Origin of the sequence: Phycicoccus sp. M110.8, from assembly GCF_032464895.1 — a bacterium.
Taxonomy (GTDB): Bacteria; Actinomycetota; Actinomycetes; order Actinomycetales; family Dermatophilaceae; genus Pedococcus.
The window spans coordinates 238,537-263,971 of record NZ_JAWDIC010000004.1; the positions used below are offsets into that span (position 1 = coordinate 238,537).

At 72.6% G+C, this 25,435-nt stretch carries 25 protein-coding genes; 19 read left to right on the forward strand and 6 right to left on the reverse strand.

The window, feature by feature from the left end:
- The first annotated feature begins 4 nt into the window (after nucleotides 1–4).
- From RKE38_RS16525 to RKE38_RS16585, 13 genes are all read left to right on the forward strand, one after another.
- Nucleotides 5–979 (forward strand): sugar ABC transporter permease, encoded by a 975-nt coding sequence (locus RKE38_RS16525; RefSeq protein ID WP_316008563.1) that lies wholly within the window; start codon nucleotides 5–7, stop codon nucleotides 977–979.
- Nucleotides 980–991: 12 nt separating this feature from the next.
- Nucleotides 992–1,807, forward strand: coding sequence for a carbohydrate ABC transporter permease (locus tag RKE38_RS16530; RefSeq protein ID WP_316008564.1), 816 nt, complete (start codon nucleotides 992–994; stop codon nucleotides 1,805–1,807).
- Between the two features lie 4 nt (nucleotides 1,808–1,811).
- Nucleotides 1,812–4,124, forward strand: coding sequence for a TIM-barrel domain-containing protein (locus RKE38_RS16535; RefSeq protein WP_316008565.1), 2,313 nt, complete (start codon nucleotides 1,812–1,814; stop codon nucleotides 4,122–4,124).
- Nucleotides 4,117–5,334, forward strand: coding sequence for a M24 family metallopeptidase (locus RKE38_RS16540; RefSeq protein WP_316008566.1), 1,218 nt, complete (start codon nucleotides 4,117–4,119; stop codon nucleotides 5,332–5,334). Before RKE38_RS16535 ends, RKE38_RS16540 begins: the two co-directional genes overlap by 8 nt.
- Nucleotides 5,335–5,458: 124 nt before the next feature.
- Nucleotides 5,459–6,886 (forward strand): NAD-dependent succinate-semialdehyde dehydrogenase, encoded by a 1,428-nt coding sequence (locus RKE38_RS16545; RefSeq protein WP_316008567.1) that lies wholly within the window; start codon nucleotides 5,459–5,461, stop codon nucleotides 6,884–6,886.
- A gap of 9 nt (nucleotides 6,887–6,895) precedes the next feature.
- Nucleotides 6,896–7,618 carry a TSUP family transporter gene (locus tag RKE38_RS16550; protein ID WP_316008568.1) on the forward strand — a complete coding sequence of 241 codons (723 nt, stop codon included), beginning with the start codon at nucleotides 6,896–6,898 and terminating at the stop codon, nucleotides 7,616–7,618.
- 78 nt (nucleotides 7,619–7,696) lie between these two features.
- The gene (locus tag RKE38_RS16555; protein WP_316008569.1) at nucleotides 7,697–10,162 is read left to right on the forward strand and encodes a nitrate reductase; all 2,466 of its coding nucleotides are present in this window, start codon (nucleotides 7,697–7,699) and stop codon (nucleotides 10,160–10,162) included.
- A complete protein-coding gene (locus RKE38_RS16560) occupies nucleotides 10,159–10,647 on the forward strand; it encodes a hypothetical protein (protein ID WP_316008570.1) in 489 nt (162 codons plus the stop codon). The genes RKE38_RS16555 and RKE38_RS16560 overlap by 4 nt, the downstream gene beginning before the upstream one ends.
- Nucleotides 10,644–11,324 carry a hypothetical protein gene (locus tag RKE38_RS16565; protein ID WP_316008571.1) on the forward strand — a complete coding sequence of 227 codons (681 nt, stop codon included), beginning with the start codon at nucleotides 10,644–10,646 and terminating at the stop codon, nucleotides 11,322–11,324. The genes RKE38_RS16560 and RKE38_RS16565 overlap by 4 nt, the downstream gene beginning before the upstream one ends.
- A 133-nt stretch (nucleotides 11,325–11,457) precedes the next feature.
- Nucleotides 11,458–11,979 (forward strand): fluoride efflux transporter CrcB, encoded by a 522-nt coding sequence (gene crcB, locus RKE38_RS16570; protein WP_316008572.1) that lies wholly within the window; start codon nucleotides 11,458–11,460, stop codon nucleotides 11,977–11,979.
- Complete coding sequence (locus tag RKE38_RS16575) at nucleotides 11,976–12,344, forward strand: DUF190 domain-containing protein (protein ID WP_316008573.1); 369 nt, start codon at nucleotides 11,976–11,978, stop codon at nucleotides 12,342–12,344. The genes crcB (RKE38_RS16570) and RKE38_RS16575 overlap by 4 nt, the downstream gene beginning before the upstream one ends.
- Nucleotides 12,341–12,712: a fluoride efflux transporter CrcB gene (gene crcB, locus RKE38_RS16580; protein WP_316008574.1), complete on the forward strand. Its 372-nt coding sequence runs from the start codon at nucleotides 12,341–12,343 to the stop codon at nucleotides 12,710–12,712. The genes RKE38_RS16575 and crcB (RKE38_RS16580) overlap by 4 nt, the downstream gene beginning before the upstream one ends.
- Before the next feature lie 58 nt (nucleotides 12,713–12,770).
- Nucleotides 12,771–13,496, forward strand: coding sequence for a sulfite exporter TauE/SafE family protein (locus RKE38_RS16585; RefSeq protein ID WP_316008575.1), 726 nt, complete (start codon nucleotides 12,771–12,773; stop codon nucleotides 13,494–13,496).
- 2 nt (nucleotides 13,497–13,498) lie between these two features.
- On the opposite strand, the gene rocD is transcribed toward RKE38_RS16585, so the two are convergent.
- On the reverse strand, nucleotides 13,499–14,785 hold the full coding sequence (gene rocD / locus RKE38_RS16590; RefSeq protein ID WP_410055475.1) for an ornithine--oxo-acid transaminase: 1,287 nt from the start codon (nucleotides 14,783–14,785) through the stop codon (nucleotides 13,499–13,501).
- 174 nt (nucleotides 14,786–14,959) lie between these two features.
- On the opposite strand from rocD, the gene RKE38_RS16595 reads away from it, so the two are divergent.
- The 3 genes from RKE38_RS16595 to ppk2 all read left to right on the forward strand — a co-directional run bounded on the left by RKE38_RS16595 (nucleotide 14,960) and on the right by ppk2 (nucleotide 17,405).
- Nucleotides 14,960–16,327 carry a cyclic 2,3-diphosphoglycerate synthase gene (locus RKE38_RS16595; RefSeq protein ID WP_316008576.1) on the forward strand — a complete coding sequence of 456 codons (1,368 nt, stop codon included), beginning with the start codon at nucleotides 14,960–14,962 and terminating at the stop codon, nucleotides 16,325–16,327.
- Complete coding sequence (locus tag RKE38_RS16600; protein ID WP_316008577.1) at nucleotides 16,324–16,521, forward strand: hypothetical protein; 198 nt, start codon at nucleotides 16,324–16,326, stop codon at nucleotides 16,519–16,521. The genes RKE38_RS16595 and RKE38_RS16600 overlap by 4 nt, the downstream gene beginning before the upstream one ends.
- A 71-nt stretch (nucleotides 16,522–16,592) precedes the next feature.
- On the forward strand, nucleotides 16,593–17,405 hold the full coding sequence (gene ppk2, locus RKE38_RS16605) for a polyphosphate kinase 2 (protein ID WP_316008578.1): 813 nt from the start codon (nucleotides 16,593–16,595) through the stop codon (nucleotides 17,403–17,405).
- An 18-nt stretch (nucleotides 17,406–17,423) separates the two neighbouring features.
- Here the strand turns inward: ppk2 and RKE38_RS16610 are convergent, their stop codons facing one another.
- The 5 genes from RKE38_RS16610 to RKE38_RS16630 form a co-directional block, all read right to left on the reverse strand.
- Nucleotides 17,424–18,104, reverse strand: a complete 681-nt coding sequence (locus RKE38_RS16610) for a hypothetical protein (protein WP_316008579.1) — start codon at nucleotides 18,102–18,104, stop codon at nucleotides 17,424–17,426.
- 43 nt (nucleotides 18,105–18,147) lie between these two features.
- Nucleotides 18,148–19,110, reverse strand: a complete 963-nt coding sequence (locus RKE38_RS16615) for a hypothetical protein (RefSeq protein ID WP_316008580.1) — start codon at nucleotides 19,108–19,110, stop codon at nucleotides 18,148–18,150.
- Complete coding sequence (locus RKE38_RS16620; RefSeq protein WP_316008581.1) at nucleotides 19,100–19,594, reverse strand: RNA polymerase sigma factor; 495 nt, start codon at nucleotides 19,592–19,594, stop codon at nucleotides 19,100–19,102. The genes RKE38_RS16615 and RKE38_RS16620 overlap by 11 nt, the downstream gene beginning before the upstream one ends.
- Before the next feature lie 316 nt (nucleotides 19,595–19,910).
- Nucleotides 19,911–20,588, reverse strand: coding sequence for a response regulator transcription factor (locus RKE38_RS16625; protein ID WP_316008582.1), 678 nt, complete (start codon nucleotides 20,586–20,588; stop codon nucleotides 19,911–19,913).
- The gene (locus tag RKE38_RS16630) at nucleotides 20,585–22,219 is read right to left on the reverse strand and encodes a sensor histidine kinase (RefSeq protein ID WP_316008583.1); all 1,635 of its coding nucleotides are present in this window, start codon (nucleotides 22,217–22,219) and stop codon (nucleotides 20,585–20,587) included. Before RKE38_RS16630 ends, RKE38_RS16625 begins: the two co-directional genes overlap by 4 nt.
- Before the next feature lie 191 nt (nucleotides 22,220–22,410).
- Between RKE38_RS16630 and RKE38_RS16635 the strand changes: the two genes are divergently transcribed.
- From RKE38_RS16635 to RKE38_RS16645, 3 genes are all read left to right on the forward strand, one after another.
- Complete coding sequence (locus RKE38_RS16635) at nucleotides 22,411–23,220, forward strand: ABC transporter ATP-binding protein (RefSeq protein ID WP_316008584.1); 810 nt, start codon at nucleotides 22,411–22,413, stop codon at nucleotides 23,218–23,220.
- Nucleotides 23,217–24,146, forward strand: a complete 930-nt coding sequence (locus tag RKE38_RS16640) for an ABC transporter permease (RefSeq protein WP_316008585.1) — start codon at nucleotides 23,217–23,219, stop codon at nucleotides 24,144–24,146. Before RKE38_RS16635 ends, RKE38_RS16640 begins: the two co-directional genes overlap by 4 nt.
- A gap of 97 nt (nucleotides 24,147–24,243) precedes the next feature.
- A complete protein-coding gene (locus RKE38_RS16645; protein ID WP_316008586.1) occupies nucleotides 24,244–25,332 on the forward strand; it encodes an ABC transporter substrate-binding protein in 1,089 nt (362 codons plus the stop codon).
- The last annotated feature ends 103 nt before the right edge of the window (nucleotides 25,333–25,435 follow it).

Genomic DNA, 25,435 nt, shown 5'->3' on the forward strand with positions numbered 1-25,435 from the left:
CGACATGAGCGTCTCGCAGAGGGCACGACCGGCCCCCGCAGATCCTGGCCAGCGGCAACGGGGACGGCGCGGCATACCCGCCGTCCGCCGCTCGGGCAGCCGTGCCACCAAGGTGCACCCCGCCCTGTGGCTCTTCCCGCTCCCGGCCGTGGTGCTCTACGTCGTCTTCTTCGCCGGCCCCACGCTCCAGGCGTTCCAGTACTCCGTCACCGACTGGGACGGCATCAGTCCGCAGTTCAACAACGTCGGGGGTGGCAACTTCAGCCGGATCGCCACCGGGGACGACCTGTTCCGCGGCGCCCTGACCAACAACGTCAAGTTCCTCCTCGTCGTGGTCATCGCCCAGACGGCCCTGTCGCTGTTGCTCGCCCTGCTGCTGCAACGGAACTCGCGGTCGTCGACCGCGCTCAGGGCTCTGTTCTTCCTCCCGGCCATCCTGTCCTCGGTGTCGGTGGCCTTCGTCTGGAAATTCATGTACGACCCGAACTTCGGGCTCATCAACCAGGTGCTCGGGGGTATCGGGCTCGACGGGCTGAAGAGCTCGTTCCTCGGCAACGCCTCCCAGGCGATCTACTGGGTCGCGCTGGCACAGGTCTGGGCGCACGCCGGGCAGCTCATGGTGATCTTCGTCGCGGGCCTGCAGCAGATCCCCGAGGAGCTGTACGAGTCGGCAGCGCTGGACGGCGCGGGCGCCTGGAGCCGGTTCCGGTACGTCACGTGGCCGTTGATCGCGCCCGCCACGGCCATCGTGGTCGCGTACACGACGATCCAGTCGTTCAAGGCGTTCGACCTCATCCTCGGCCTGGGCGGCAACCCGCCCAAGGGGTCCCTGGACATCCTGTCCACCCGGATCTACACGACCTTCACCAACTCCAAGTTCGGTTACGCCGCAGCGGAGTCCGTGGTGTTCATGGTCATCATCGCCCTGGTCAGCTTCCTGCAGCGGCGGGCCGTCCGGCTCACCCAGCACGGCATGTGAGAGGAGCACGTCATGGCTGGAACCCTCGGTCGCCGCGCGGTCCTCGCGGTGTACTCGCTGCTCATCATCGTCCCGTTGTTCGTGGTGCTCAGCGGCTCGTTCAAGTCGACCAAGCAGCTGTTCGACTCGCCCTTCTCACCACCCTCGTCGCTGTCGCCGTCGAACTACACGGCGGTCCTCACCGACGCGAGCATGGCCACGGCCTTCGTCAACAGCACCGTCGTGACGCTGTCCGCAGTCGTCATCACCCTCGCCGTCGGCAGCCTCGCCGCCTACGGGCTGGCGCGGATCCCCGGCTGGCGCGGCCTGCTCGTGTACGGCTTCCTCGTCCTCGGCATGGCCGTCCCGGCGCAGTCGAACATGATCCCGCAGTACGTGCTGTTCCAGAGCCTCGGGCTGCTGGACAGCCGGCTCGGGCTGATCCTCATCGAGGTGGTCGCCACCCTGCCGGTCGCCGTGTTCATCATGACCGGCTTCATGCGCACGCTGCCCAAGGAGCTGTTCGAGGCCGGGTCGATCGACGGCGCCGGACCCTGGCGGACCTACCGGTCGATCGCCCTGCCGGTGTCGCTGCCGTCGCTGGCCGCCACGGCGATCTTCCTGTTCGTCATCCAGTGGAACGACCTGCTCTACCCCCTGCTGTTCATCCACGACCCGGCGAAGACGACGCTGCCCCTGGCGCTGCTGAACTTCCAGGGCGAGTTCCTGACGAACTACCCCCTGCTGTTCACCGGCGTGATCGTGGCCTCGGCCCCGCTCGTGGTCGCCTACGTCTTCCTCCAGCGCTACTTCGTGGCCGGGATCACCGCCGGCTCCGTGAAGGGATAGGACCGTGACCCACCCGCTCCTCCTGCGACGTGTCGCCGGGGTGCGCCGCGACGGCGAGTCCGTGGTGCTGTCCGTCGACGCCCTGCCCGGCGTCCAGCTCGGGATCATGCCCGGCTGGCTGACCGGCGAGCCGCCCGCGGCCCAGGGCGTCGAGACGACGATGCCCAACCTGCCCGAGCTGGACCTGCCGCCCACGGACGCCACGGCCTACGAGCTGCGCGTGTCGGCGCCCGCGCCGAGCGTGCTGCGGCTGACCCTGGCCCCGGCCGGGGCGTCGGTCCTGGCCGACGACGGCACGTGGCTCGGCATCGTCACGGACCCGGCGCCGGCGCCGGTCGCCCTCGACGTCGAGGAGACCGACGACGCGGTGGTCGTGGCCACCGCCGGCGCCCGGCTCCGGGTGGGACGGGCTCCGTTCACCCTGGCGCTGGAGGACCCGCACACCGGCCGGACCCTCCTGCGGTCCGCGCACCGCCTGCGCCAGGTGGCCGGCCTGATGATGGCGCCGACCGCCCTGGCGGACGAGGGCGGCCTCTCGGTGAACCTCGAGCTCGCGCCGGACGAGGACGTGCTCGGCTTCGGCGAGCAGTTCGGCCGTCTCGTGAAGAACGGCCAGCGGCTCGTCCTGCGCAGCGAGGACGCGTGCGGCACCGGTACGGGCATGGCATACAAACCCGTCCCGGTCTGGCACTCGACCGCCGGGTACACGGGGTTCGTCAACACCGGGGCCGTGGTCACCGCGGACGTGGGGCACGAGCGTCCCTCGGTCCTCGGCCTGACCGTCGCGGACGACGCCGTCGACCTCTACCTCGTGGCCGGCGACGGACCCAAGGAACGGCTCACCGCCTACACCGCACTCACCGGCCGGCCGCCGGTGCCGCCGCTGTGGGCCTTCGGCTACTGGATGGGGCGCTGCCGCTACCACTCGCGCGAGGAGATGCTCGAGGTCGCCGCCACGATGCGTGGGCACCACGTGCCCCTCGACGTCCTGCACCTCGACCCCGACTGGCTCGTCGTCGACCGCCTCAACTGCGACTTCATCTGGAACGAGAGCCGGTTCGGCAACCGTCGCGAGTTCGTGGAGGCGTTGCGGGAGCGGGGGATCCGCCTCTCCGTGTGGGAGCTGCCGTACCTCGACCCGGCCAGCCCGCGCTTCGAGGAGGCCAAGGACAAGGGCTACCTCGTCCGTCACCCCGACGGCACCCTCGCCGGGATCCGCAAGACCCCGACGCCGGACGGGCGCATGCGGGCCCTGGTCGACTTCACCAACCCCGACGCGGTCGCGTGGTGGCAGGGGATGCACGAGGCGTTCCTCGACGACGGGGTCGCCGTCTTCAAGACCGACTTCGGCGAGGCGCTGCCCGACGACGTGGCACTGTTCGACGGCACCCCAGCGGTGCACGCCCACAACACCTACCCGTTGCGCTACAACGGCGCCGTCAGCGACGCGATAGCGCGCTACACCGGTCGGTCCCCCCTCGTGTGGGGGCGCAGCGGGTGGGCCGGGTCCCAGCGCTACCCGGGGCAGTGGGGCGGCGACGCCGAGTCCACCGTGGCCGGCATGCAGGCGACCGTGCGCGGCGGGTTGTCGTATGCCGTGAGCGCGCCGGGGTTCTGGAGCCACGACATCGGCGGCTTCTTCGGCCCGGAGCTGACCCCCGGCCTCTACGTGCGCTGGACCCAGCTGGGCGCGCTGTCCCCGCTGATGCGGGCGCACGGGCTCCGGCCGCGCGAGCCGTGGGCGTTCGGCGACGAGGCCCTGGAGGCCGCCCGACGGTGGGTGCGGCTGCGGTACGAGCTGCTGCCGACCCTGTGGCAGGTCGCGCACGAGTCAGCCGAGCACGGGTGGCCGGTGATGCGACCGCTCGCGCTGGAGTTCCCCGACGACCCGGTCGCGCAGTCGGTCGACGACGCCTTCCTCCTCGGGGCGGACCTGCTCGTGGTGCCCGTGTTCGACGACGGTTCAGCCCCGGTCCGCCGCCGGTTCTACGTGCCCGAGGGGGAGTGGTACGACCTCCTGGACGGGACGACCTACCGGGGCCCGGGCTTCCACGAGGCGCAGGTGCCGCTCGACTCCATGCCGGTGCTCGTCCGCAGCGGTGCCGTGCTGCCCCGCGTCGAGGTGGACGAGGGGGTGCGCAACACCGACGACCTGGTCGGCCGACCCTGGACCCTGCACGCCTACGGACCGGCGAGGGAGGCCGCGCTCGACCTCGTCGGCTTCGACGGCACCGCCACGCGGGTCGAGCTCGCGGGTGACACGGCCGCGGCCACGGGCACCCAGCCGGTGGCGGGACGGGTCGTGCGCCGTGGCTGACCGCGTCGCGCCGGACGTCGCGGAGCGTACGGCTGACGACGTCGCGGCGCGTGCCACGGACGGCGCCACCGCGGGTCAGGTCCGCACCGACCACGTGACGGCTCCCGGTCGGGACGACCTCGCCCAGCGCCGGGACGACCTGCGGGAGCGGCTGGACGCCTTGGCGGACGTCGCAGGGGGCGCCGGTGTCGACGTGCTGGTCCTGCGCGAGCCGGCGACGCTGGCCTGGCTCCTCGAGGCGCGGGTGCACGTGCCGCTCACCCTCGACACGGCCTGCCTCGACGTGGTCGTCGACGTGTCGGGTGACGTGCCGAGCATCACCGTGGTCACGAACGCCATCGAGGCCCCGAGGCTGCAGGAGACCGAGCTGGCGAACCTGCCCGTCGAGTGGGCCGTCGTGCCGTGGTGGGAGTCGCGTGACAGCCGGCTGCCGCGGGGCGCCGGCACCGGCAGCGACCGGCCGGCGGACGGTGCGGTCGACGTGGGGCCGGCTGTCCGGGCGCTGCGGCTGACGCCGTCCCTGCGGCAGGGGCGGCTGCTCGCCGGGGTCGGCCGCGACGCCGCGGCGGCCGCGACCCGTGCCGCCCTCGCGCTGGAGCCGGGCATGAGCGAGTACGCCGCCGCCGGCGTCTTCGCGGCCGAGCTCATGGCCGACGCGATGGACCCGATCGTCCTCATGGTGGGTGGTGCAGACCGCGGCGCGCGGCACCGTCACCCCCTGCCCACCGCCCGGGAGCTGGGACCGCTCGCCATGCTGGTCTGCTGCGCGCGGCGGTCCGGGGTGGTGGCCAGCGTCACCCGCATCGTGTCCTTCGGACCCGTCCCGCCGGCGACGGAGGACGCCTACGGCCGGCTGCTCGACGTCGAGCAGGCCTTCCTCGACGCCAGCGTGCCGGGCGCGCGTCTCGGCGACGTCGTCCGCGCGGGCACCACGGCATACGGGCGCAACGGCTTCGACCCGCTGGAGTGGCACCGCCACCACCAGGGCGGACTGTCCGGCTTCGTGCCCCGGGAGTTCCCCGCGCACGCCGGGTCCGAGCTGGTGCTGGGGGAGGGGATGGTCCTCGCCTGGAACCCGAGCGCCGAGGGGGTCAAGGTCGAGGACACCGCCCTCGTCACGGCCCGGGGTCCGGAGCTGCTCGTCCACGACCCCGAGTGGCCGGCGCTGCAGGTCGGCGGCCGGTCCCGGCCCGACATCCTGCGCCGCTGACGTCCTGACCCGCTGACCCGCCGACCCGCAGACCCGCTCACCCGCCGACCCGCAGACCCGTCGACCGCGCACCCACGCGGTTGGCGACCTCGCCCAGAGCCCCGTCCCACCAAGGAGATTCGCCGTGACAGACCTCGCCCAGTCCCTCGTCGACGGACGGTGGGAAGCCCACGACCAGCAGGCGCAGGTGACGAACCCGGCCGACGGCCGTGTCGTCGGACAGGTCGCGTGGGGCAGCGCCGCCGACGCCGTCCGGGCCGCCGACGCCGCTGCCGCCGCCCTGCACGACTGGGTCGAACGTCCTGCGCGCAACCGCGCCGATGTCCTGCGCGACGCCGCCGACCTGATGACCTCGCGCGTCGACGAGATCGGCCGCCTGCTCGCGCTCGAGGCGGGCAAGCGGCTGCCCGAGGCCGTGGGCGAGGTCGCCTTCTCCGCCGAGTACTTCCGGTGGTTCGCCGAGGAGGCCCGCCGCCCCGAGGGGTCGGTGATCCCGCACGAGGCACGCGACCGACGCCACCTGACCCTGCGCCAGCCGGTGGGTGTCGTCGCCTCGCTCACCCCGTGGAACTTCCCGTGCTCGATCCAGGCCCGCAAGCTCGCACCGGCCCTGGCCGCCGGCTGCACCGTCGTCGCCCGCGTCTCGGAGAAGGCGCCGCTCGCGGTGACCGAGCTCGTCCGGTGCCTCGTCGACGCCGGCGTCCCGGCCGGGGTGGTCAACCTCGTGCACGGACCGGCGAGGGAGGTCACGCAGGCGCTCCTGGACCACGGGGCCGTGCGCGCCGTGAGCTTCACCGGCTCGACCCAGGTCGGCAGCGAGATCATGGCCTCTGCCGCCCGCCGGGTCGTGCGACCCCTGCTCGAGCTCGGTGGGGACGCCGCCTTCATCGTCTTCGAGGACGCCGACCTCGACGCCGCCGTCGAGGGGGCGATGCTCGCGAAGTTCAGGAACACGGGGCAGTCCTGCATCGCGGCGAACCGGTTCGTCGTGCACGAGCGCGTGTTCGACGAGTTCACCGGACGGCTCACCGAGGCGATCGACGCGATGACGGTCGGGGACGGCCTGGCCGACCCGCTGCCCGACCTCGGGCCCGTCATCGACCAGAGCCGTGTCGACGCGGTGCAGGGCATGGTCGACGCGGCGCTGGAGGCGGGTGCCACCCGGCTGACCCGTGAGTTCGAGCTGCCGTCGCAGGGCACGTTCGTCGCGCCCGCGCTGCTCGCCGACGTCCCGGACGACGCCGACCTGTCGTGCAGCGAGGTGTTCGGGCCCGCCGCCGCGGTCTTCCGGTTCCGCGACGACGACGAGGCTGTCGCGCGGGCCAACGCCACCGAGATGGGCCTGGCCGGCTACCTGTGGTCGCGCGACGTGGGGCGGGTCTGGCGCACGGCCGAGCGGCTCCAGGCCGGCATCATCGGCGCGAACAACGCCCTCCCGTCGGTCTGCTTCGCACCCATGGGCGGCGTGAAGCAGTCCGGGCTGGGTCGCGAGGGTGCGTCCGCCGGGCTGGAGGAGTTCCAGGACGTGCGGTACCTCTCGCTCGGTCTGTGAGCGTGGGCGGTGACCACCGAGCTGCTCTTCCTGCCGATGGGCGTCGCCCTCGGGGCGGTGACCCAGCGGGTCACCGGTGTCGGCTTCGCCCTCGTGGCGGCCCCGCTGCTGGTGCTGGTGGCGGGCCCGTTCGACGGCGTCATCCTGGCGAACCTGCTCAGCCTGGTCGTCTGCGTGGTGGTGCTGGCCCGCACCTGGCGTGACGTCGACTGGGGCCGCGGCCTCCTGCTGGTCGTGCCCGCCCTGCTGGCCATCCCCGTCGGTGCGTACGTCGCCCGCACGGTGCCCGGTCCGGTGCTGCTGCTGGTGATCGGCTCGATCGTGCTCGTCGCCCTGGCCCTGGTACAGCTCAGTGCCCGGGCCCGGATCCTGCACGGCACGGCGGGTGCCGTCACCGCCGGCGCCGCCAGCGGCTTCATGAACGTCACCGCCGGAGTCGGCGGACCCGCCATCGTCCTGTATGCCGTGAGCACCCGGTGGGAGCACCGCCGCTTCGTCGCCACGTTCCAGCTCTACGCGGCCCTGGTGAACACGGCCTCGTTGCTGTCCAAGGGTCGCCCCCACCTCGGCGCCTCCGCGATCCTCCTGTCGCTGGGCGCGCTGGCGGTCGGGCTGGCCGCGGGGGAGCTGGTCTCGCGCCGGGTCCCGGCCGAGCAGGCCCGCCGCCTCGTCGTGCTGCTTGCCATGGCCGGCGCCCTGGCCACCGTGGTGAAGGGCCTCCTGGCCCTCTGACCTCCCGGACTCCGCTGCGCGCGCATCCTGATGGGGCGGTTGCGTTTGCCCACGGACGATGGCGGGCACGAAGGGGGCATGAGCGACCGCATTGCCGAACCGTGGGGGACACGCACGCCGTATGCCGCGGGGGAGCGGTGGCCGACGCGCGTCGACACCCACCTGGAGGAGGGCCTCGAGCCCGCTGACGTCGACCGCTGGGTGCAGACCGCCTCGATCCTGCACTCCAACGGCGACGGGATGGACATCGCCGTCAAGGACGACCGGATCGTCGGCGTCCGCGGCCGCGAGGTGGACCGGGTCAACCACGGCCGGCTCGATCCCAAGGACGCCTTCGGGTGGCAGGCGAACAACTCGCCGGACCGGCTCACGAGACCGCTCGTCCGCCGCGACGGCGAGCTCGTCGAGACCGACTGGGAGACCGCCATGTCCGCGGTGGCGGGCCGGGCCAGGGAGCTGCTCGACGAGCACGGCCCCAGCTCCATCGGGTTCTACACGACCGGCCAGCTCTTCCTCGAGGAGTACTACACGCTCGCGCTCATCGGGCACGGCGGCATCGGCACCAACCACATGGACGGCAACACCCGCCTGTGCACCGCCACCGCGGCCGAGGCGCTGAAGGAGTCGTTCGGCTGCGACGGGCAGCCCGGGTCGTACACCGACATCGACTCCGCCGACGTGATCTGCCTCTACGGGCACAACATGGCCGAGACGCAAGTGGTCCTGTGGACCCGGATCCTCGACCGGCTGGCCGGCCCCAACCCGCCGGCCATCGTCTGCGTCGACCCGCGGCTGACCCCGGTGGCCGAGGCTGCCGGCGCCCACGGCATACACCTCGCGCCGCGGCCGGGCACGAACGTCGTGCTCATGAACGCCCTGCTCCACGAGCTCGTCGAGAACGGCTGGGTCGACGAGGCGTACGTGCAAGAGCACGCGCTCGGCTACGACGAGCTGACCAAGCAGCTCACCGACTACACGCCCGAGCTGGCCGAGGAGATCTGCGACGTCCCGGCGGCCGACGTCCGCCGGGCGGCGCAGGTCATCGGCACCGCCGAGCGGCTGCTCTCGTCGGTGCTGCAGGGCTTCTACCAGTCGCACCAGGCGACCGCGGCCGCCGTGCAGGTCAACAACATCCACATCCTGCGCGGAATGCTGGGCAAGCCCGGTTGCGGAGTCCTGCAGATGAACGGGCAGCCGACCGCGCAGAACACGCGCGAGTGTGGGGCCGACGGCGACCTGCCGGCGTTCCGGAACTGGAGCAACGACGAGCACATCAAGGACCTGGCGAAGGTCTGGAACATCGACCCGATGCAGATCCCGCACTACTCCGCGCCGACCCACCTCATGCAGATCCTGCGGTACGCCGAGGACGGCTCGATCCGGTTCCTCTACGTCAGCGGCACCAACCCGGCGGTCTCCCTGCCCGAGCTCCGGCGCATCCGCTCGATCCTGTCCCAGGAGCGGCTGTTCCTGGTCGTGCAGGACATCTTCCTGTCCGAGACCGCGCAGCTCGCCGACGTGGTCCTGCCCGCGGCGACCTGGGGGGAGAAGACCGGCACCTTCACCAACGTCGACCGCACGGTGCACCTGTCGGAGAAGGCTGTCGACCCGCCGGGCGAGGCCCGGCCCGACCTCGACATCTTCGTCGACTTCGCGCACCGGCTGGGCCTGCAGGACAAGGACGGCCGGCCGCTGGTGAAGTGGTCGACCCCCGAGGAGGCGTTCGAGGCGTGGAAGGAGTGCACCCGCGGACGGCCGTGCGACTACACCGGCCTCTCCTACGACAAGCTGCGTGGCGGCAGCGGCATCCAGTGGCCCTGCAACGAGGAGCATCCCGACGGCACCGAGCGGATCTACGAGGACGGGCAGTTCTGGGCGGCGCCGGACTACTGCGAGTCCTACGGCCGCGACCTGGTGACCGGCGCGCCGGTCGAGCCGCAGGAGTACAAGGCGCTCAACCCCACCGGCAAGGCGGTCATCAAGGCCGCCGAGTACCTGCCGCCGCACGAGAACATCTCACAGGAGTTCCCGTTCCAGCTGATCACCGGGCGGACGCTCTACCACTTCCACACCCGCACCAAGACCCGTCGAGCCCCCCAGCTGCAGGCAGCGGCGCCCGAGGTCTGGGTCGAGCTCTCCGCCTCCGACGCGGCCGACCGCGGCTGGGAGGAGGGCGACCTGCTGAGGGTGACCACCCCGCGGGGTGAGGTGACCGCCCGGCTGCGCATCAGCGGCATCCGGCCCGGGGCGCTCTTCCTCCCGTTCCACTACGGCTACTGGGACGAGCCCGGCGGCCACGAGCCGCAGCAGCACGGCCGCGCGGCCAACGAGCTGACCCTCACCGACTGGGACCCTGCCTCCAAGCAGCCGCTGTTCAAGACCGCGGCCGCGGCCGTCGAGCGCGTCTCGGCCGGCGGGGGCGAGCCAGCGGCGGCACCGACCACGACGGCGTCCCGGCCGGTCACGGCGTCGGTGCCGCCGACGACGGGCGGCCCGTCGGCGCACGTGCACGAGCAGATGGCGACCACGGAGGCGGCACGATGAGCAAGATCCCGATGGCCATCGAGGAGCTGCACCGGTCCGAGAGCGACCTCGCCGCCGACCTGCTGCGGATCTCGGACCGGCACAAGGCCGACCACGAGGTGCACCACGTCGCCCGCGACATCGCGCGGTGGTCCCAGCAGCACGTCCGCGAGCTCGCCCGGGTCGGCCGCGACTTCGGCCTCGAGCTGGACCCCGAGCCCCCGGACGACGTGACGGTCCTCGCCAAGGTCCGCCAGAAGGGCGACGAGCTCCTCGGCCGCCACCACGAGGCGTCGATGCTGCTGCTCGCGGACCTGCGCCAGGTGCACAAGGACGCGGCCGGCGTCTCGCTGGACTGGGAGGTGCTCGCGCAGACCGCCCAAGCGCTCAAGGAGGAGGAGCTGCTCGAGGTGGCCGAGAAGTGCCACCCGCAGACCCTGCGGCAGATGCGCTGGGCCAACGCCCACCTCAAGGAGGCCTCCGCCCAGGTGATGGTGACCCCGTGAACACCGACGCCGCGCGCCTCCCCGCGCCGCGCGTCGTCCTGCGACCCTTGGCGACACCACTACCCCTGGGCTTCCTCGGGCTCTTCCTCGCCACGTTCGCGTTCAGCGCCGTACAGCTCGGGTGGGTGCCGACCGCCCAGGGCCGGACCGTCGCCCTCGGCGTGCTGGTCTTCACCGTGCCGCTCCAGCTGGTGGCCTGCGTGATGGGCTTCCTCGCGCGCGACCCCGTCGCCGCCACTGGGATGGGCGTCCTGGCCGGCACCTGGGCCGGAGTCGCCCTCGTGACGCGCACCTCGCCCCCCGGCGCGATGAGTGCCGGGCTCGGCGTGCTCCTGGTCGCGGCCGCCACGGCGATGCTCGTACCCGCGGTAGCCGGGCACGCCAAGGTGGTGGCGAGCGCCGTCATGGCGCTCAGCGCCGCGCGCTTCGCCGTGACCGGCATCGCCGAGTGGTCGGGGTCGCGGACGTGGCTCACCGCCGCCGGCTGGGTCGGGATCGTGCTCGCCGCCCTGGCGCTGTATGCCGCGCTCGCGTTCGAGCTCGAGGGGACCAGCGGGCGCGCGGTGCTGCCGCTGCTGCGCCGCGGCAAGGCCGCGGCTGCCATGGGGACGTCGGAGGGTGGTGGGGAGCCGGTGGGGGACGTCGTCCACGACCCCGGCGTCCGCCAACAGCTCTGACGGCGTCGGGCCCGCGCTCGACCGCGCGCTAGACTCCGAGCCGATGGCGGTGGGGCTCGCCGACAACCGCAGCGCACGCGCTGCCAACAGTCCCTGCTGGAGTCCTGTGCACCCTCGACCCGGTAGGAGACCCATGCCCGAGCCCCAGCCGTCGCCCCCCGGGCTCGGTGCCGCCGTCGACCCCGACATCGACCTCCGGGTGGCCTCGAGCCGCAGGGAGTGGTCCTCGCACCGGTGGGTCCTGCCCGTCATCGCGCTCGGCGGGATGCTCGGTGCCACGGCGCGCTACCTGGTCGCCACGGCATACCCGGCACCGGTGGGTGGTATGCCGTGGGCGACGTTCGCCATCAACGTCACCGGGTGCCTGCTCATCGGCGTCCTCATGGTGTTCGTCGTGGAGGTGGGCGGGACGCACCCCCTGCTGCGGCCGTTCCTGGGCGTCGGGGTGCTCGGCGGGTACACGACCTTCAGCACGTACACGGTGGAGACGCTCGGCCTGCTCCGGCACGGAGCGCCCGTGGCCGCGATGGCCTACCTGCTGCTCACCGCTCTCGCCGCGCTGCTCGCAGTCACCCTGGGCGCGTTCGCCACGCGCGGAGCCCTCGCCCTCGTCCACCGACGCGGGCGCCGAACCGACCGGGAGGTCCACCGATGACGACGCTGCACGGACCGGCCCGCCGGCTGACCATCTACCTGGGTGAGTCCGACACCTGGCAGCACAAGCCCACCTACACCGAGATCGTGCACCGCGCGCACGCCGCCGGGATGGCCGGGGCGAGCGTGCTGCGGGGGATCGAGGGGTTCGGGACCTCGCAGCGGATCCACACCTCCCGGCTGCTGTCGCTGTCGGAGGACCTGCCCGTCGTCGTCGTCATCGTCGACACCCCGGAGAAGGTGGACGCGTTCCTGCCCGTCATCGACGAGCTCGTCACCGAGGGACTCGTCACCGTCGACGACGTCAGCGTCCGGGTGCACCGGTTCCGCGGGCCGGCGGCCACCCCATCGGGCGGGGACCGGTGAGCGCCCTGCTCGTGCTCTGGCTCGGTGCGGCCGTGGGGGCGCCCACGCGCTACCTCACCGACCGCGCCGTCCAGGCGCGGCACGACAGCGTCCTGCCCTGGGGCACCCTCGCGGTCAACGTCGTCGGCTCCCTGGTGCTCGGCCTGCTCACCGGCCTGGCGGCCCACCACGCGCTGCCGCACGCCGTCACCCTCGCGCTCGGGACGGGGTTCTGCGGGGCACTCACGACGTACTCGACGTTCAGCTACGAGACCATGCGGCTGGTCGAGAGCCGCGCCTACCTGATGGCGGGCGCCAACGTCGCGGGGAGCCTCGTCGCCGGGATGGCCGCAGCGGGCGCCGGGTACCTGGCCGGCACCGCCCTGTGACACAGCGACGCCCGACGGCCGGTTCGTGGCGCCGTGACCTCGCGCACCCGGTGACCTCGTGGACCCGGTGAGCCTGGCCGTCGCCGCCGTGGCGGCCTTTGCCCTCGCCGTCGTCTCGGCCGTGGCCGGTTTCGGGGGCGGCGTCGTGCTCCTGCCCGTCTTCACGGCACTGTTCGGGCTGCGCGTCGCCGTGCCGGTGCTCACGCTGGCGCAGCTGGTGTCCAACGGCTCCCGCGTCGTCCTGAACTCCCGGCACCTCGACTGGCTGCTCGTCCGCAACTTCGCCCTCGGTGCGGTGCCGACTGCGCTCGCCTTCGGCCTGCTGTTCGCCACCGCCCCCGCGGCCGGGCTGCAGCGCGTGCTCGGCGTCTTCCTGCTCACGGTCGTCCTCCTGCGCCACGTCCGACGGCGCCAGCTGCGCCGGCCCAGCGCGAAGGCCTTCGTCGCCGTGGGTGCGGCCTCGGGTGCGGGGTCGGCGCTCCTCGGCAGCGTGGGCCCCCTGACGGCGCCGTTCTTCCTCGCCTACGGCCTGGTCAAGGACGCCTACATCGGCACCGAGGCGGCCGGTGCCGTGGTGCTGCACGCGGCCAAGCTCGCGGCATACGGCACCGGGGACCTGGTGACCGCCCGGGTGGCCGCGCTGGGCGCGGTCCTGGCCCCGGCGACGATGCTCGGCGCGTGGACCGGCAAGCGGCTGGTGCACCGCATGGACGAGAGGGTGTTCACGGTGCTGGTGGAGGCGGGCCTCGTCGTCTCCGGCGTGTACCTCGTGCTGGGTCCCTGACCTCAGCCGTCGTGGGGGCCCCGCTCCCGCCGGGCGTCCCCGAGCACGCCCGCGACGGCGTCGAGCAGCACCTCGATCTCCGCCTCGCCGATGACGAGCGGGGGAGCGAGGCGCACGGTCGACCCGTGCGTGTCCTTGGCGAGGACGCCGCGCTCGAGCAGCCGGTGGCAGGCCTCGCGCCCGGTCATGAGGGAGGGGTCGATGTCGATCCCGGCCCACAGGCCGCGGCACCGCACGGCGTCGAGGCCGGATCCGATGAGGGCGCGCAGGCCCGAGCCGAGCAGCAGACCGAGCCGCCGGGCCCGTTCCTGGAACTCGCCCGTCGCGAGGAGCGCGACCACGGCCTGGCCGACCGCCGCGGCCAGCGGGTTGCCGCCGAACGTCGACCCGTGGCTGCCCGGCGTGAACACTCCCAGGACGTCGCGGTCGGCGACGACCGCCGACAGCGGCACGATGCCGCCGCCGAGGGCCTTGCCCAGCACGTAGACGTCCGGCACGACGCCCTCGAGGTCGCACGCGAACGTGGTGCCGGTGCGCCCGAGCCCGGACTGGATCTCGTCCGCGACCATGAGGACGCCACGGCTCCGCGTCAGCTCCCGCACCCCGCGCAGCCAGCCGTCCGGGGGCAGCACGACCCCGCCCTCGCCCTGGATCGGCTCGATGAGCACGGCCACCGTCTCGTCCGTGACGGCGGCCTCGAGCGCGTCGAGGTCCCCGAACGGCACGAGGTCGAAACCGGGCGTGTACGGGCCGTAGTGCTCGCGGGCGACCGGGTCGTCGGAGAAGCTGACGATCGTCGTCGTGCGCCCGTGGAAGTTGCCGTGCATGGCGACGATCCGTGCCCGACCGTCGGGGACGCCCTTGACCTCGTAGCCCCACCGCCGGGAGGCCTTGATCGCGGTCTCGACGGCCTCGGCGCCGGTGTTCATCGGCAGCACGAGGTCCTTGCCCGCCAACGTCGCGAGGTCCCGGCAGAACGGTCCGAGGCGGTCGCTGTGGAACGCCCTGCTGGTCAGGGTGAGGCGATCGAGCTGGGTCCTCGCGGCGGCGACGAGAGCCGGGTGCAGGTGGCCGAAGTTGAGGGCCGAGTAGCCGGCGAGGGCGTCGAGGTACCGCCGCCCCTCGACGTCGGTGACCCAGGCGCCCTCGGCGTGCGCGAGGACGACGGGGAGGGGGCTGTAGTTGCTCGCGATCCAGTGCTCCGCCATCGCGATGTGCTCGTGCGTGGCACCACCCGGTGGTGCCTTGCCGACACCCCCGGACCCCGGACGCGAGGCCGTGTCGCCCACCCTCTGATCGTCCCACCAGGAGGCCGGGCGGGGGAGACCCCGTGACGAAGATCGCCCCCTCGGGTCGGTTCGCGCCGCCGGCGCCGGTGGGAGACTCGGGGTGGAGGGTCCCTCCCCAGGACCACCCGTGGTGGGTGCGTTGGCCACGGCAGGAACCCGGCCGGGGAGACGGTCATGACCAGCACCAGCACAGCCCGCACCCGCGTCGTCCTCCTGGGGGCAGCCGGACGCGACTTCCACGACTTCAACGTCGTCTTCCGCGACGACCCCGGCGTCGAGGTCGTCGCCTTCACCGCGACGCAGATCCCCGACATCGAGGGTCGCCGGTACCCGGCAGAGCTCGCGGGTTCCCTGTACCCGCAAGGGATCCCGGTCGTCGCGGAGTCCGAGCTGCAGGACCTCCTGGAGCGCGAGGGGGTCGACCTCGTTGTCTTCGCGTACTCCGACGTCCGGCACGAGCAGGTCATGCACCTGGCCTCGCAGTGCATCGCGGCGGGCGCCGACTTCCGGCTCCACGGGGCGCGACGCACCATGCTGCGCAGCAGCAAGCCGGTCGTCGCGGTGACGGCCGTGCGCACCGGTGTCGGCAAGAGCCAGACGACCCGCTACGTCGCCCGCCTGCTGCGCGAGCAGGGCCTGCGGGTGGTGGCCGTGCGCCACCCCATGCCGTACGGCGACCTCGCCGCCCAGGCGTGCCAGCGCTTCGCCACGTATGCCGACCTCGACCGGTACGACTGCACCATCGAGGAGCGCGAGGAGTACGAGCCGCACCTCGATGCCGGTGTCGTCGTGTATGCCGGGGTCGACTACGAGCGGATCCTGCGGGAGGCGGAGCGCGAGGCGGACGTCGTCCTCTGGGACGGCGGCAACAACGACCTGCCGTTCTACGCCCCCGACCTGCACGTCGTCCTGGCCGACCCGCTGCGCCCCGGCGACGAGACGGCATACCACCCCGGTGAGGCGAACGTCCGGATGGCCGACGTCGTCCTCGTCGCCAAGTGCGACTCCGCACGGCCCGCCGACGTCGAGGCCGTCGAGGCCTCGGTCCGCGCCCTCAACCCCCGTGCCACCGTCCTGCGGGCCGAGAGCCCCGTGACGGTCGACGACGAGGCAGCCGTCCGCGGACGGCGCGTCCTCGTGGTGGAGGACGGGCCGACCCTGACCCACGGCTCGATGTCGTGGGGGGCGGGCGTCGTCGGGGCCCGCGCGGCCGGTGCGGCGGAGGTCGTCGACCCCGTGCCGTATGCCGTGGGGTCGATCGCGGCGACGTACGCGAAGTACCCGAACGCCCGCGGCATCCTCCCGGCCATGGGGTACGGCGCCGAGCAGGTGCGCGACCTGGAGGCGACCATCCGCGCGGCGGTCGACGCGGGCGCGTGCGACGCGGTCGTGAGCGGGACGCCGATCGACCTCACGCGGGTGTTGTCGGTGCCGGTGCCGCTCGTGCGCGCGAGGTACGAGCTGCGCGAGGTCGTGCCCGGTGGCCTCGCCGCCGAGCTCGACGGGATCTCGCGGGCCGCCTCTGCCACGATGAGACCGTGACGGACCACCGGAACACCTGCCCGCACTGCGGGGGCGACAAGCTCACGACGGTGCGGCTGCCCGCGCCCGGGCGGCACGGCGAGCCCCCGTCGACGCGGATCGCGTGGCGGTGCCTGGAGTGCGACGCGCAGTGGACGCGCGAGGACGCCGTCGCCGGCGGCGGGCAGGACCCCGCGGAGGAGCCCGGCGGCTGACGCGGCGGCGGCTGACGGGTGCGGCGCCGGAAGGCCCGCGGGGGCCGGTGGTCCGCGCCTACCATCGACGCATGGCCAAGGACGCAGGCTCGACCGGTTCGCTCCCCATCGAGGTCTACGAGGCCGAGCTGTTCCGGCTGCAGGCCGAGCTCGTCAAGGTGCAGGAGTGGGTCAAGGCGGAGCGGCAGCGCGTCGTGGTCGTGTTCGAGGGGCGCGACGCCGCGGGCAAGGGCGGCACGATCAAGCGCATCACGGAGTACCTCAGCCCGCGCAACGCCCGCATCGTCGCACTGCCCACGCCGACCGAGCGCGAGCGGACCCAGTGGTACTTCCAGCGCTACGTCGAGCACCTGCCCGCGGCGGGGGAGATCACCTTCTTCGACCGGTCCTGGTACAACCGCGCGGGTGTCGAGCGCGTCATGGGCTTCTGCACGCCGCACGAGCACCGCAGGTTCCTGCACCAGTGCCCGATCTTCGAGCGGCTGCTCGTCGAGGACGGCATCCTGCTGCGCAAGTACTGGTTCTCGGTCAGCGACTCCGAGCAGCAGCGCCGGTTCAGGTCACGGCTCAGCGACCCGATGCGGCAGTGGAAGCTGTCACCGATGGACCTCGAGTCCATCACGCGGTGGGAGGACTACTCCCGCGCCAAGGACGAGATGATGGTGCACACCGACATCCCCGAGGCGCCGTGGTATGTGGTGGAGTCCGACTCCAAGAAGCGCGCGCGCCTCAACATGATGGCGCACCTGCTCTCCACCATCCCGTATGCCGAGGTGCCGGCGCCGTCGCTGACGTTGCCCGAGCGCCCGAAGCCCAAGGGCTACGAGCGGCCCCCGCGTGAGCAGACCACCTACGTCCCCGACCACGCCGCCACCCTCGGCTGACCCGCCTCGAGGGGGCGGTCAGAGCCCGAGTGCGGTGCACACCTTCGCGAACTCGACACCCGGGTCACCAGCCGCGACGTCCCAACGGCCGCGGAGGTCGAAGTCGTCGCTGAGGATCGTCGTCTTCTGCCCCACGTCGAGGGTGAAGACGCCGCCGCGCGCGGTCTTGAACCAGGTGTCGATGCCCTGCTTCCGGGTGACCCGGGAGTCGAGGACGCCCGGGGTGCCGAAGCCGCTGCGCCAGGTCATCAGGAGCCGGGTCTGGACGCCGAGGGACGCGGGCGCGTCGGGTGACGCGACGAGGGCGTCACTGGTGTCGACGTGGACGAGCCGGAAGTACTCCAGGTACTGCCCCGACGCCGGGTCGAGGGAGTACCACCGCGCCTGGGTCCGGTGGAACCGTCCGTCGACGCTCCACAGCGGCTGCACGCACCAGTCGTCCGGTCCGGGCTCGGCGCTCCAGCCGTAGGCGAGGTCGCCGTCGCAGGTGATGTCAGGACCGGCAGCTCGGCAGGTCCACGAAGTCCCCTCGTCGGAGCTCTCGACCGGGTTGGGCACGAGCCGCGGGTCCGTGGGCGACACAGTGGGCGGCACCGTGGTGTCCGCCGCGGCTGCTGCAGTGGTGGTCCCGGCCAGTGCCACCGTGCCGGCCGCGATGAGCGCGGCGACGAGGGCGGCCCGGCTGGCGTGATCCTTCATGGTTCTCCTCCTTGATCGGTGACAGGTGCTGCGGGTCGAAGCCTCACCGGCCGGGGACCCTGGTCCAGACGCTCTCGAGGACGAAGCGCTCGTCCGGCTCGGCGGGCCTGCCGTCCACCCGGACGACGTTGCGTGTCGTGAGGGTGTCGCCGGCGACGGACCACTCGATCGCGAGCGAGCCCGCCTGGACCCAACGGCCGAGGGCGTCGTAGACCACCGGTCCCTGGTCACCCACCGCGGGGGACCCGCCGTCGTCCTCGACGACGACCGTCCACCTCGCACGGCGGAAGTCCAGGTAGAGGCGGCTCCTGCCGTCCGTCAGCCCGTTGGCGGCAAGCCACTCGGGGCTGGCGCGGAACCCCTGCGCTCGCGCCTGCACCGTCGTGATGTCGCGGGCCCAGCGACCGTCCGGGATCGTCGGGCCGGTGTAGGTCGAGGCGGCCGTCGACAGCCAGCTCGTCGCGCCGAGCAGGGTTGACCGCGCTGCACATGGGTCCTGGAGGCGGGTGAGGGTGAGGTGCTCGGCCAGGCGTTCGACGGTGTAGGTGCCGGCCGGCTGCCCCAGGCACAGGTCGTGCTGGAACAGCGTGGTCCGCAGCCGGTCGCCGTCGAGCCCACCCTGTGTCCCGGCGCGATCGCGGGTGTACCCGGGTGGGGCGGTGACGGTGAGCCCGCCGCGCGCGTTGAAGTCGAGGGTCCAGCGGCCTGAGGCGTCGGGAGCGCCTGGCAGGGCAGGGACCAGGCCGGCATAACGGCCCGGGGAGACGTGGACCGACGGGGTGGTGGCGGGACGCGGTGGGCCGTCATCGGCGCCCCACCGTGCCGCGACCGCGAGGGCGACCGCGGTGCACGCGACGGCGACGCCCGTGGCCACGGCGGCCCACCGCCGGCCACGGCGCCACCGGCCGCGCTCCAGGACCTGCAGCAGGAGCTGCTCGACGTCCGGGTCGACCCCCTGCGCGGCATTGACGGCCAGCCCCGCGCGGAGCCTGTCCTCAACCGACATCGCTGGCCACCTCCTCGCCGAGGGCCTGCGCGAGCCGGGCGCGGGCGCGGTACAGGTGCTGCTTGACCGTCGACTCGGACACGCGCAGCACCTCCGCGATCTCGGCCACGGGCCGGTCCTCGAAGTAGTGCAGGACGACGGCGGCGCGCTGCATGGGGGCCAGCTGCCGCACGGCTGCGGCCACGTCCGGGTCGGGGTCCGCCGGAGGGGCGGGCACGGCATAGGCCCGCATCTCCCGGAGGGGCCGCGAGCGTTCGCGGGACAGGTGCCGCAGCGCCATGCGGACGGCGACCTTCCGCACCCAGGCCTCGGGCCGTTCGTACGCCGACACGGTCGACCACCTGCCCAGGAGCTTGAGGAAGGCGTCCTGCGTGAGCTCCTCGGCGACGGCACGGTCACGCACGATCAGGAACACCGTGCGCGCGACGGAGGTGAACGAGGCGCGGAACAGCGCCTCGTACTCCCTCCGGTCACTCGCTCTCATGACACGTCCTCTGTGCGGCGACGGACGTCGAGGCTCAGGATGCCGGGCACCGGCGACGCCGTGAACCGCCAGAAGGACCACGTCGCCACCACCTCGTGCCGATCATCACCGTGCGTCTCCTCCCGCGAACCGCGGCCCCTCGGTGGGGCAGCGCTTCACCTGGGACAGGCACGACGAGCGGTCGTGGTTGACACGGTGGCCCGGAAATCTCGTTCGCGTGCGTCCGGCCCGCGTCCGCGCCGTCGGGGCGTGGGGGAGGACGGTTCCCCCAGGCGAACCATCGGATCCGAGGGTGAGTCGCCGGCCGACAACCCGCTCAGGTGCGGCGACGCACGTAGCGGTGCTCGGGGCGCCCGGTGCCGCCGTAGGCGAGGTCGAGGTCGAGCAGCCGCTTCCTGACCAGGGTGGCGAGGTACCGCTGGGCCGTCGGACGGCTGGCGCCGAGGATGGCGGCCACCTCGCTGGCGCCGATCGGCTGTGGCGCCGACGCGACGATGTCGAGCACCTTGGCCATCGTCGGCTGCAGGGACTGGGTGGCCGGTGGCCGGCGCGGCGCGGTGGAGCGCATGCGGTACAGCGCGTCGATCGTCTCCTGGTCGGCCTCCGGCGCCGCCTGGGTGTGCTGTGCCCAGGTGCGGTATGCCTCGAGCTGCTCGCGGAGCGCGGCGAAGGTGAACGGCTTGACGAGGTAGTAGACGGCACCGAGCTGCATCGCCGTGCGGACCGACTCGATGTCCCGGGCGGCGGTCACCAGCAGGAAGTCGGGCACGGGCCCTCCTGAGGCCGTGAGCCGTCGGACCAGGTCGAGCCCGTCGAAGTCGGGCAGGTACATGTCGAGCAGCAGCAGGTCGGGCGCGGTCGAGCCCACCAGCTCCAGCGCCTCCGCGCCGCTGTGCGCCTGCCCCACGACCTCGAAGCCGGGCAGCTTCGCGACGCTCAGCGCGTGGGCGTGCGCCACGTGGTAGTCGTCGTCGACCACCAGCACCCGGATCACGAGGCCACCTCGGCGACCCGCAGCGGGAGCACGACCTCGAAGCGCGCACCAGCGGGGGAGCTGGCGAAGATGGTGCCGCCCGCGCGGGTCACCAACCGGTGCACGAGGGCGAGCCCGACGCCGCGACGCATGGCGCCGCGCGGGTCCTTGGTCGTGAACCCGTCGACGAACACCTCGCGCAGCTGCTCGGGCGGTATGCCGGGGCCGGTGTCCTCGACGACGAGGCGCAGCTGCGCGCCGGCGCCCGCCCCTGCGTCGGGGGCCGGGTCGGTCGTCAGCGTCACCGTGACCGTCCCCCGCGGACTGCGGCCGGCGCTCGCGGGGTCGTCGGCGATCGCGTCGACCGCGTTGTCGACGAGGTTGCCCAGCACGGAGACCAGCGGCAGGTCGCCGACCTGGTCGGCTCGCAGCAGGCTCTCGGGGGCGAGGCGCACGGCGACGTCCCGCTCGGCCGCCACGGTCGCCTTCGCGAGCAGCAGGGCGGCGACCACGGGGGAGCCGATGCGGGTGCGGACCTCCTCGCTGGCATACGTCGTCTCGCTCTGCAGCTGGCTGCTGTAGCGCGTCGCCTCCTCGACCTCCCCGAGCTCGAGGAGCACCGCGAGCACGTGCAGCCGGTTGGAGAACTCGTGCTCCTGCGCCCGCAGTGCCGTCGACAGTCCCTCCATCGAGTCGAGCTGGCGCAGCAGGGCCTCCATCTCGGTGCGGTCCCTGATGGTGACGACCGACCCGGCGTCGCGGCCGGCGACGGTGACCGGCCGGCGGTTGAGGACCAGGAGGTGCTCGTCGGTGACGGCGACGAGGTCCGAGCCCGTGACCTCACCGGTGACGACCCGTCGCACGCGACCCTCGGGCAGGAGCTCCTCGACCCGTTGCCCCAGGCGCGCGTGCTGCAGCCCCAGCAGCCGCCTGGCCTCGTCGTTGAGGACGTTGATGCCGCCGGCCGCGTCCACGCCGAGCACACCCTCGCGGATGCCGTGCAGCATCGCCTCGCGCTCTTGGACGAGCCCGACGATCTCGGCCGGCTCCAGCCCGAAGGTGACCCGCTTGATGGCGCGTGCCAGCAGGAGGGAGGCGCCGACGCCGAGCGCCAGGGCCACCGCGCAGTAGAGCGCGATGTCAGCGAGCTCGGCGTGCAGACGACCGCTCACCTGCGTCTCGAGGATGCCCACCGACACCTCGCCGACGACGCTGCCGTCGGCGGCGACCACCGGCGCCTTGGCGTTCGCCGACCGGCCGAGGCTGCCCTCGTTCATCCCGGTGTGCACCCTGCCGTCGAGGGCGACGACCGGCTCCTCGACGCGCTGCCCGATGAGGGCGGGGTTCGGGTGGGAGTGGCGGGTGCCGGCGCGGTCGATGACCACGACGTATGAGGCGTGGGTGCTCGAGCGGACGCGTTCGGCCAGCGCGGGGATCGAGTTGCCGGGGTCGCCGTCGGCCAGCGCCCGGGCGACCTCGGGGGAGCGGCCCACGGCCTCGGCGATGCCCGCAGCCTGCTCGCGCGCCTGCGCGTCGGCCTGGTTCGCAGCGAGGCGGGAGAACAGGGCGAAGCCCACGGCCAGGGTCACCACGACGATGCCGAGGACCGCGGCGAGGATGCGCGCCGCCAACGTCCGGCCCAGTCGCGGCATACCTCTCCCGTCCTCGCGGTGGCGCCGACGGTGGCGCCCGGCGTCCTCGGTGGCGCCGGGACCAGCATGGCTGAGCAGATTGCACAAAACCATTGCTATCGCGGGTATCGGTCGCAACGTTCACAACGCTTCCGGCTGCCACGGCCCCCTTCCTACGGTGACGCAACTCAACGACGAGAAGGGATCTCCCCATGGCGGCCATCGAGCTGCGGAACGTCACCAAGAAGTTCGCGACATCGGACGGCGGGACGTACACCGCCCTGCAGGACCTGTCGCTGACGGTCGAGGACGGCCAGTTCTGCGCCGTCGTCGGACCCACCGGCTGCGGCAAGTCGACCACCCTCACCCTGGTCTCCGGCCTCGAGCGTCCGTCGAGGGGGGAGGCGTTCGTCCACGGCGAGCCGGTCCGCGGGATCGGCGTCGGCACCGGGTTCGTCTTCCAGCAGGACGCGGTGTTCCCCTGGCGGACGGTGCTGGACAACGTCAGCGCCGGTCCCGTCTACCGCGGGGTGTCGAGGTCGGAGGCGCTCGGCCAGTCGCGGGACTGGCTGCGCCGCGTGGGCCTCAGCGGGTTCGAGGACCGGTACCCGCACCAGCTCTCCGGGGGCATGCGCAAGCGCGTGGCCCTCGCGCAGACGCTCATCAACCAGCCGCGGATCCTGCTCATGGACGAGCCGTTCTCGGCCCTCGATGTGCAGACGCGGGCGATCATGTCGACCGAGCTGCTCCAGCTCTGGGACCAGACCCGCCCGGCCGTCGTCTTCGTCACGCACGACCTGGAGGAGGCGATCGCCCTCGCGGACAAGGTCGTCGTCCTCACCGCCGGCCCCGGCACGGTCAAGGCCGAGTTCGAGATCGACCTGCCGCGCCCGCGGGTCGTGCAGGAGATCCGGTTCGACACGAGGTTCGTGCGGCTGTACGAGCAGATCTGGGAGGCGCTGCGGGCCGAGGTCGAAGAGGCGTACGCCCGCACCACGCGCGCGGTGGCGGTGGCGTCATGATCGACACGGCCCACGACAGCGCCGGCGCGGCGGACAGCGCACTCTCCCAGACGCTTCGGGCGGACCAGGCCCGGACCCCCGCAGCCGACGCCGCCGTGCGGACCGCCTCGTCCCCGCGGCAGGCGGCGCGACGCCGCCGCCTGGTGCTGGCCGGGGCGCGGACGGCCATCGTCGTCGTCGCGCTCACCGCCTGGCAGCTGCTCGTGCACGCCAAGGTCGTCGACCCCTTCTTCTGGGGCGAGCCGTCCGGGGTCTGGGCCGACCTGCGCGACTGGGTGACCGTCGGGACGAGCCAGGGCTCACTCGGCGAGCAGGTCGTGACGACCCTTGAGGAGGCGGTGCTCGGTTTCGTCATCGGCTCGGTGCTCGGCATCGTCCTGGGGATCGCCCTGGGTCGGGTGCAGCTGCTCTCCGAGCTGTTCGCGCCGTTCCTCAAGGCGGCCAACTCGATCCCGCGCATCATCCTCGGCTCGATCTTCACCGTGGCCTTCGGCTTCGGCATCCAGTCCAAGGTGATCCTGGCCGTGGTCCTGGTGTTCTTCGGCGTCTTCTTCAACGCCTTCCAGGGCGCCCGCGAGGTCGACCGCAACCTCATCGCCAACGCACGCCTGCTCGGCGCGACCCGCTGGCAGGTGGCCAGGGACGTCGTCCTGCCGTCGGCGTTCACCTGGATCCTCGCGAGCCTGCACATCAGCTTCGGCTTCGCCCTCATCGGCGCCCTCGTCGGCGAGATCCTCGGCGCCAACAAGGGACTGGGCCTGCTGATCCGCTCCTCGCAGAACAACTTCGACATGAACGGCGTCCTCGCCGGCATGGTCCTCGTCGCCGTCATCGCGCTGACCGCCGAGGGGCTGATCACCGTCCTCGAGCGCCGGCTGCTGCGCTGGCGCCCGCCGCAGGCGCACGGGGGAGCGGCCATCGAGTGACGACGCCGCCGGGAGGGCCGGCACACCTCGACGAACGCATCACCGCACCACGTCATCACTGCGAACCACCCACGTACTGCAACTCAAAGGAGAGTGCATGAACACCAAGCGTCTCGCTGCCGTCGCCACGGCAGCCCTGGCCAGCGTCTCGCTGGCGGCCTGCGCCAACAACGCCTCGGGCAGCACGTCCGGCGGCTCCGCCGGCTCGTCCAGCAGCTCGGCAGGAGGCGCCAAGGACGCCTCGGCACCGACCGTCACCATCATGGTCGGCGGCATGAGCAAGCAGATCTACCTGCCGTTCATGCTCGCCAAGCAGCTCGGCTACTACGACAAGGCCGGCGTCAACGTGAACCTCGTCGACGAGCCCGCCGGCGGCGACGCCACCGAGAACATGCTCGCCGGCCAGGTGCAGGGCGTCGGTGGCTTCTACGACCACAACATCGCCCTGCAGGCGCAGGGCAAGTCGTCCGAGGCCGTCGTCTCCATGCTGCAGATCCCCGGCGAGGTCGAGCTGTGCCGCAGCGATCTCAAGGGCAAGGTCAAGAGCCCGGCCGACTTCAAGGGCCGCCAGCTCGGCATCACCGACACCGGCTCCTCGACCGACTTCCTGACCCAGTACCTCAGCAAGAAGAACGGGGTCGACCCGAGCCAGGAGACCCGTCGCGGCGTGGGCGCCGGCCAGACCTTCATCGCGGCCATGAAGCAGAAGGCGATCGACTGCGGCATGACCACCGAGCCGACGGTGTCCCAGGCGGTCGGCGACGGCACGGCATTCATCCTGCTGGACATGCGCACGGCAGAGGGCTCCAAGGCGGCCCTCGGCGGCACCTACCCGGCGACCTCGCTCTACATGCAGACGAGCTGGGTGGACGCCCACAAGGACACCGTCCAGAAGCTCGTCAACGCCTACGTCTCGACGCTGGCCTGGATCCAGGGTCACTCGGCCGCCGAGATCGCCGACCAGATGCCGGCCGACTACTACAAGGGCGTCGGCAAGGACGCGTACGTCAAGGCGCTGGACAGCGAGAAGGGCATCTTCAACCCCACCGGGCTGATGCCGGCCGACGGACCGTCCACCTGCCTGGCCGTCCTGGGCGAGTTCAACCCCAAGGTCAAGGGCAAGACCATCGACCTGTCCAAGACCTACACCAACGAGTTCGTCCAGGCGGCCAAGCCGCTCGCCTGACCGACTCCCGACTCCCGCCTCCAGGCTCCCGTCTCCCGCACTCCGCGGGAGCGGACCGGGGCGAACCCGACCGCCACGGCCCCCGCCGGCACGACGCCGGCGG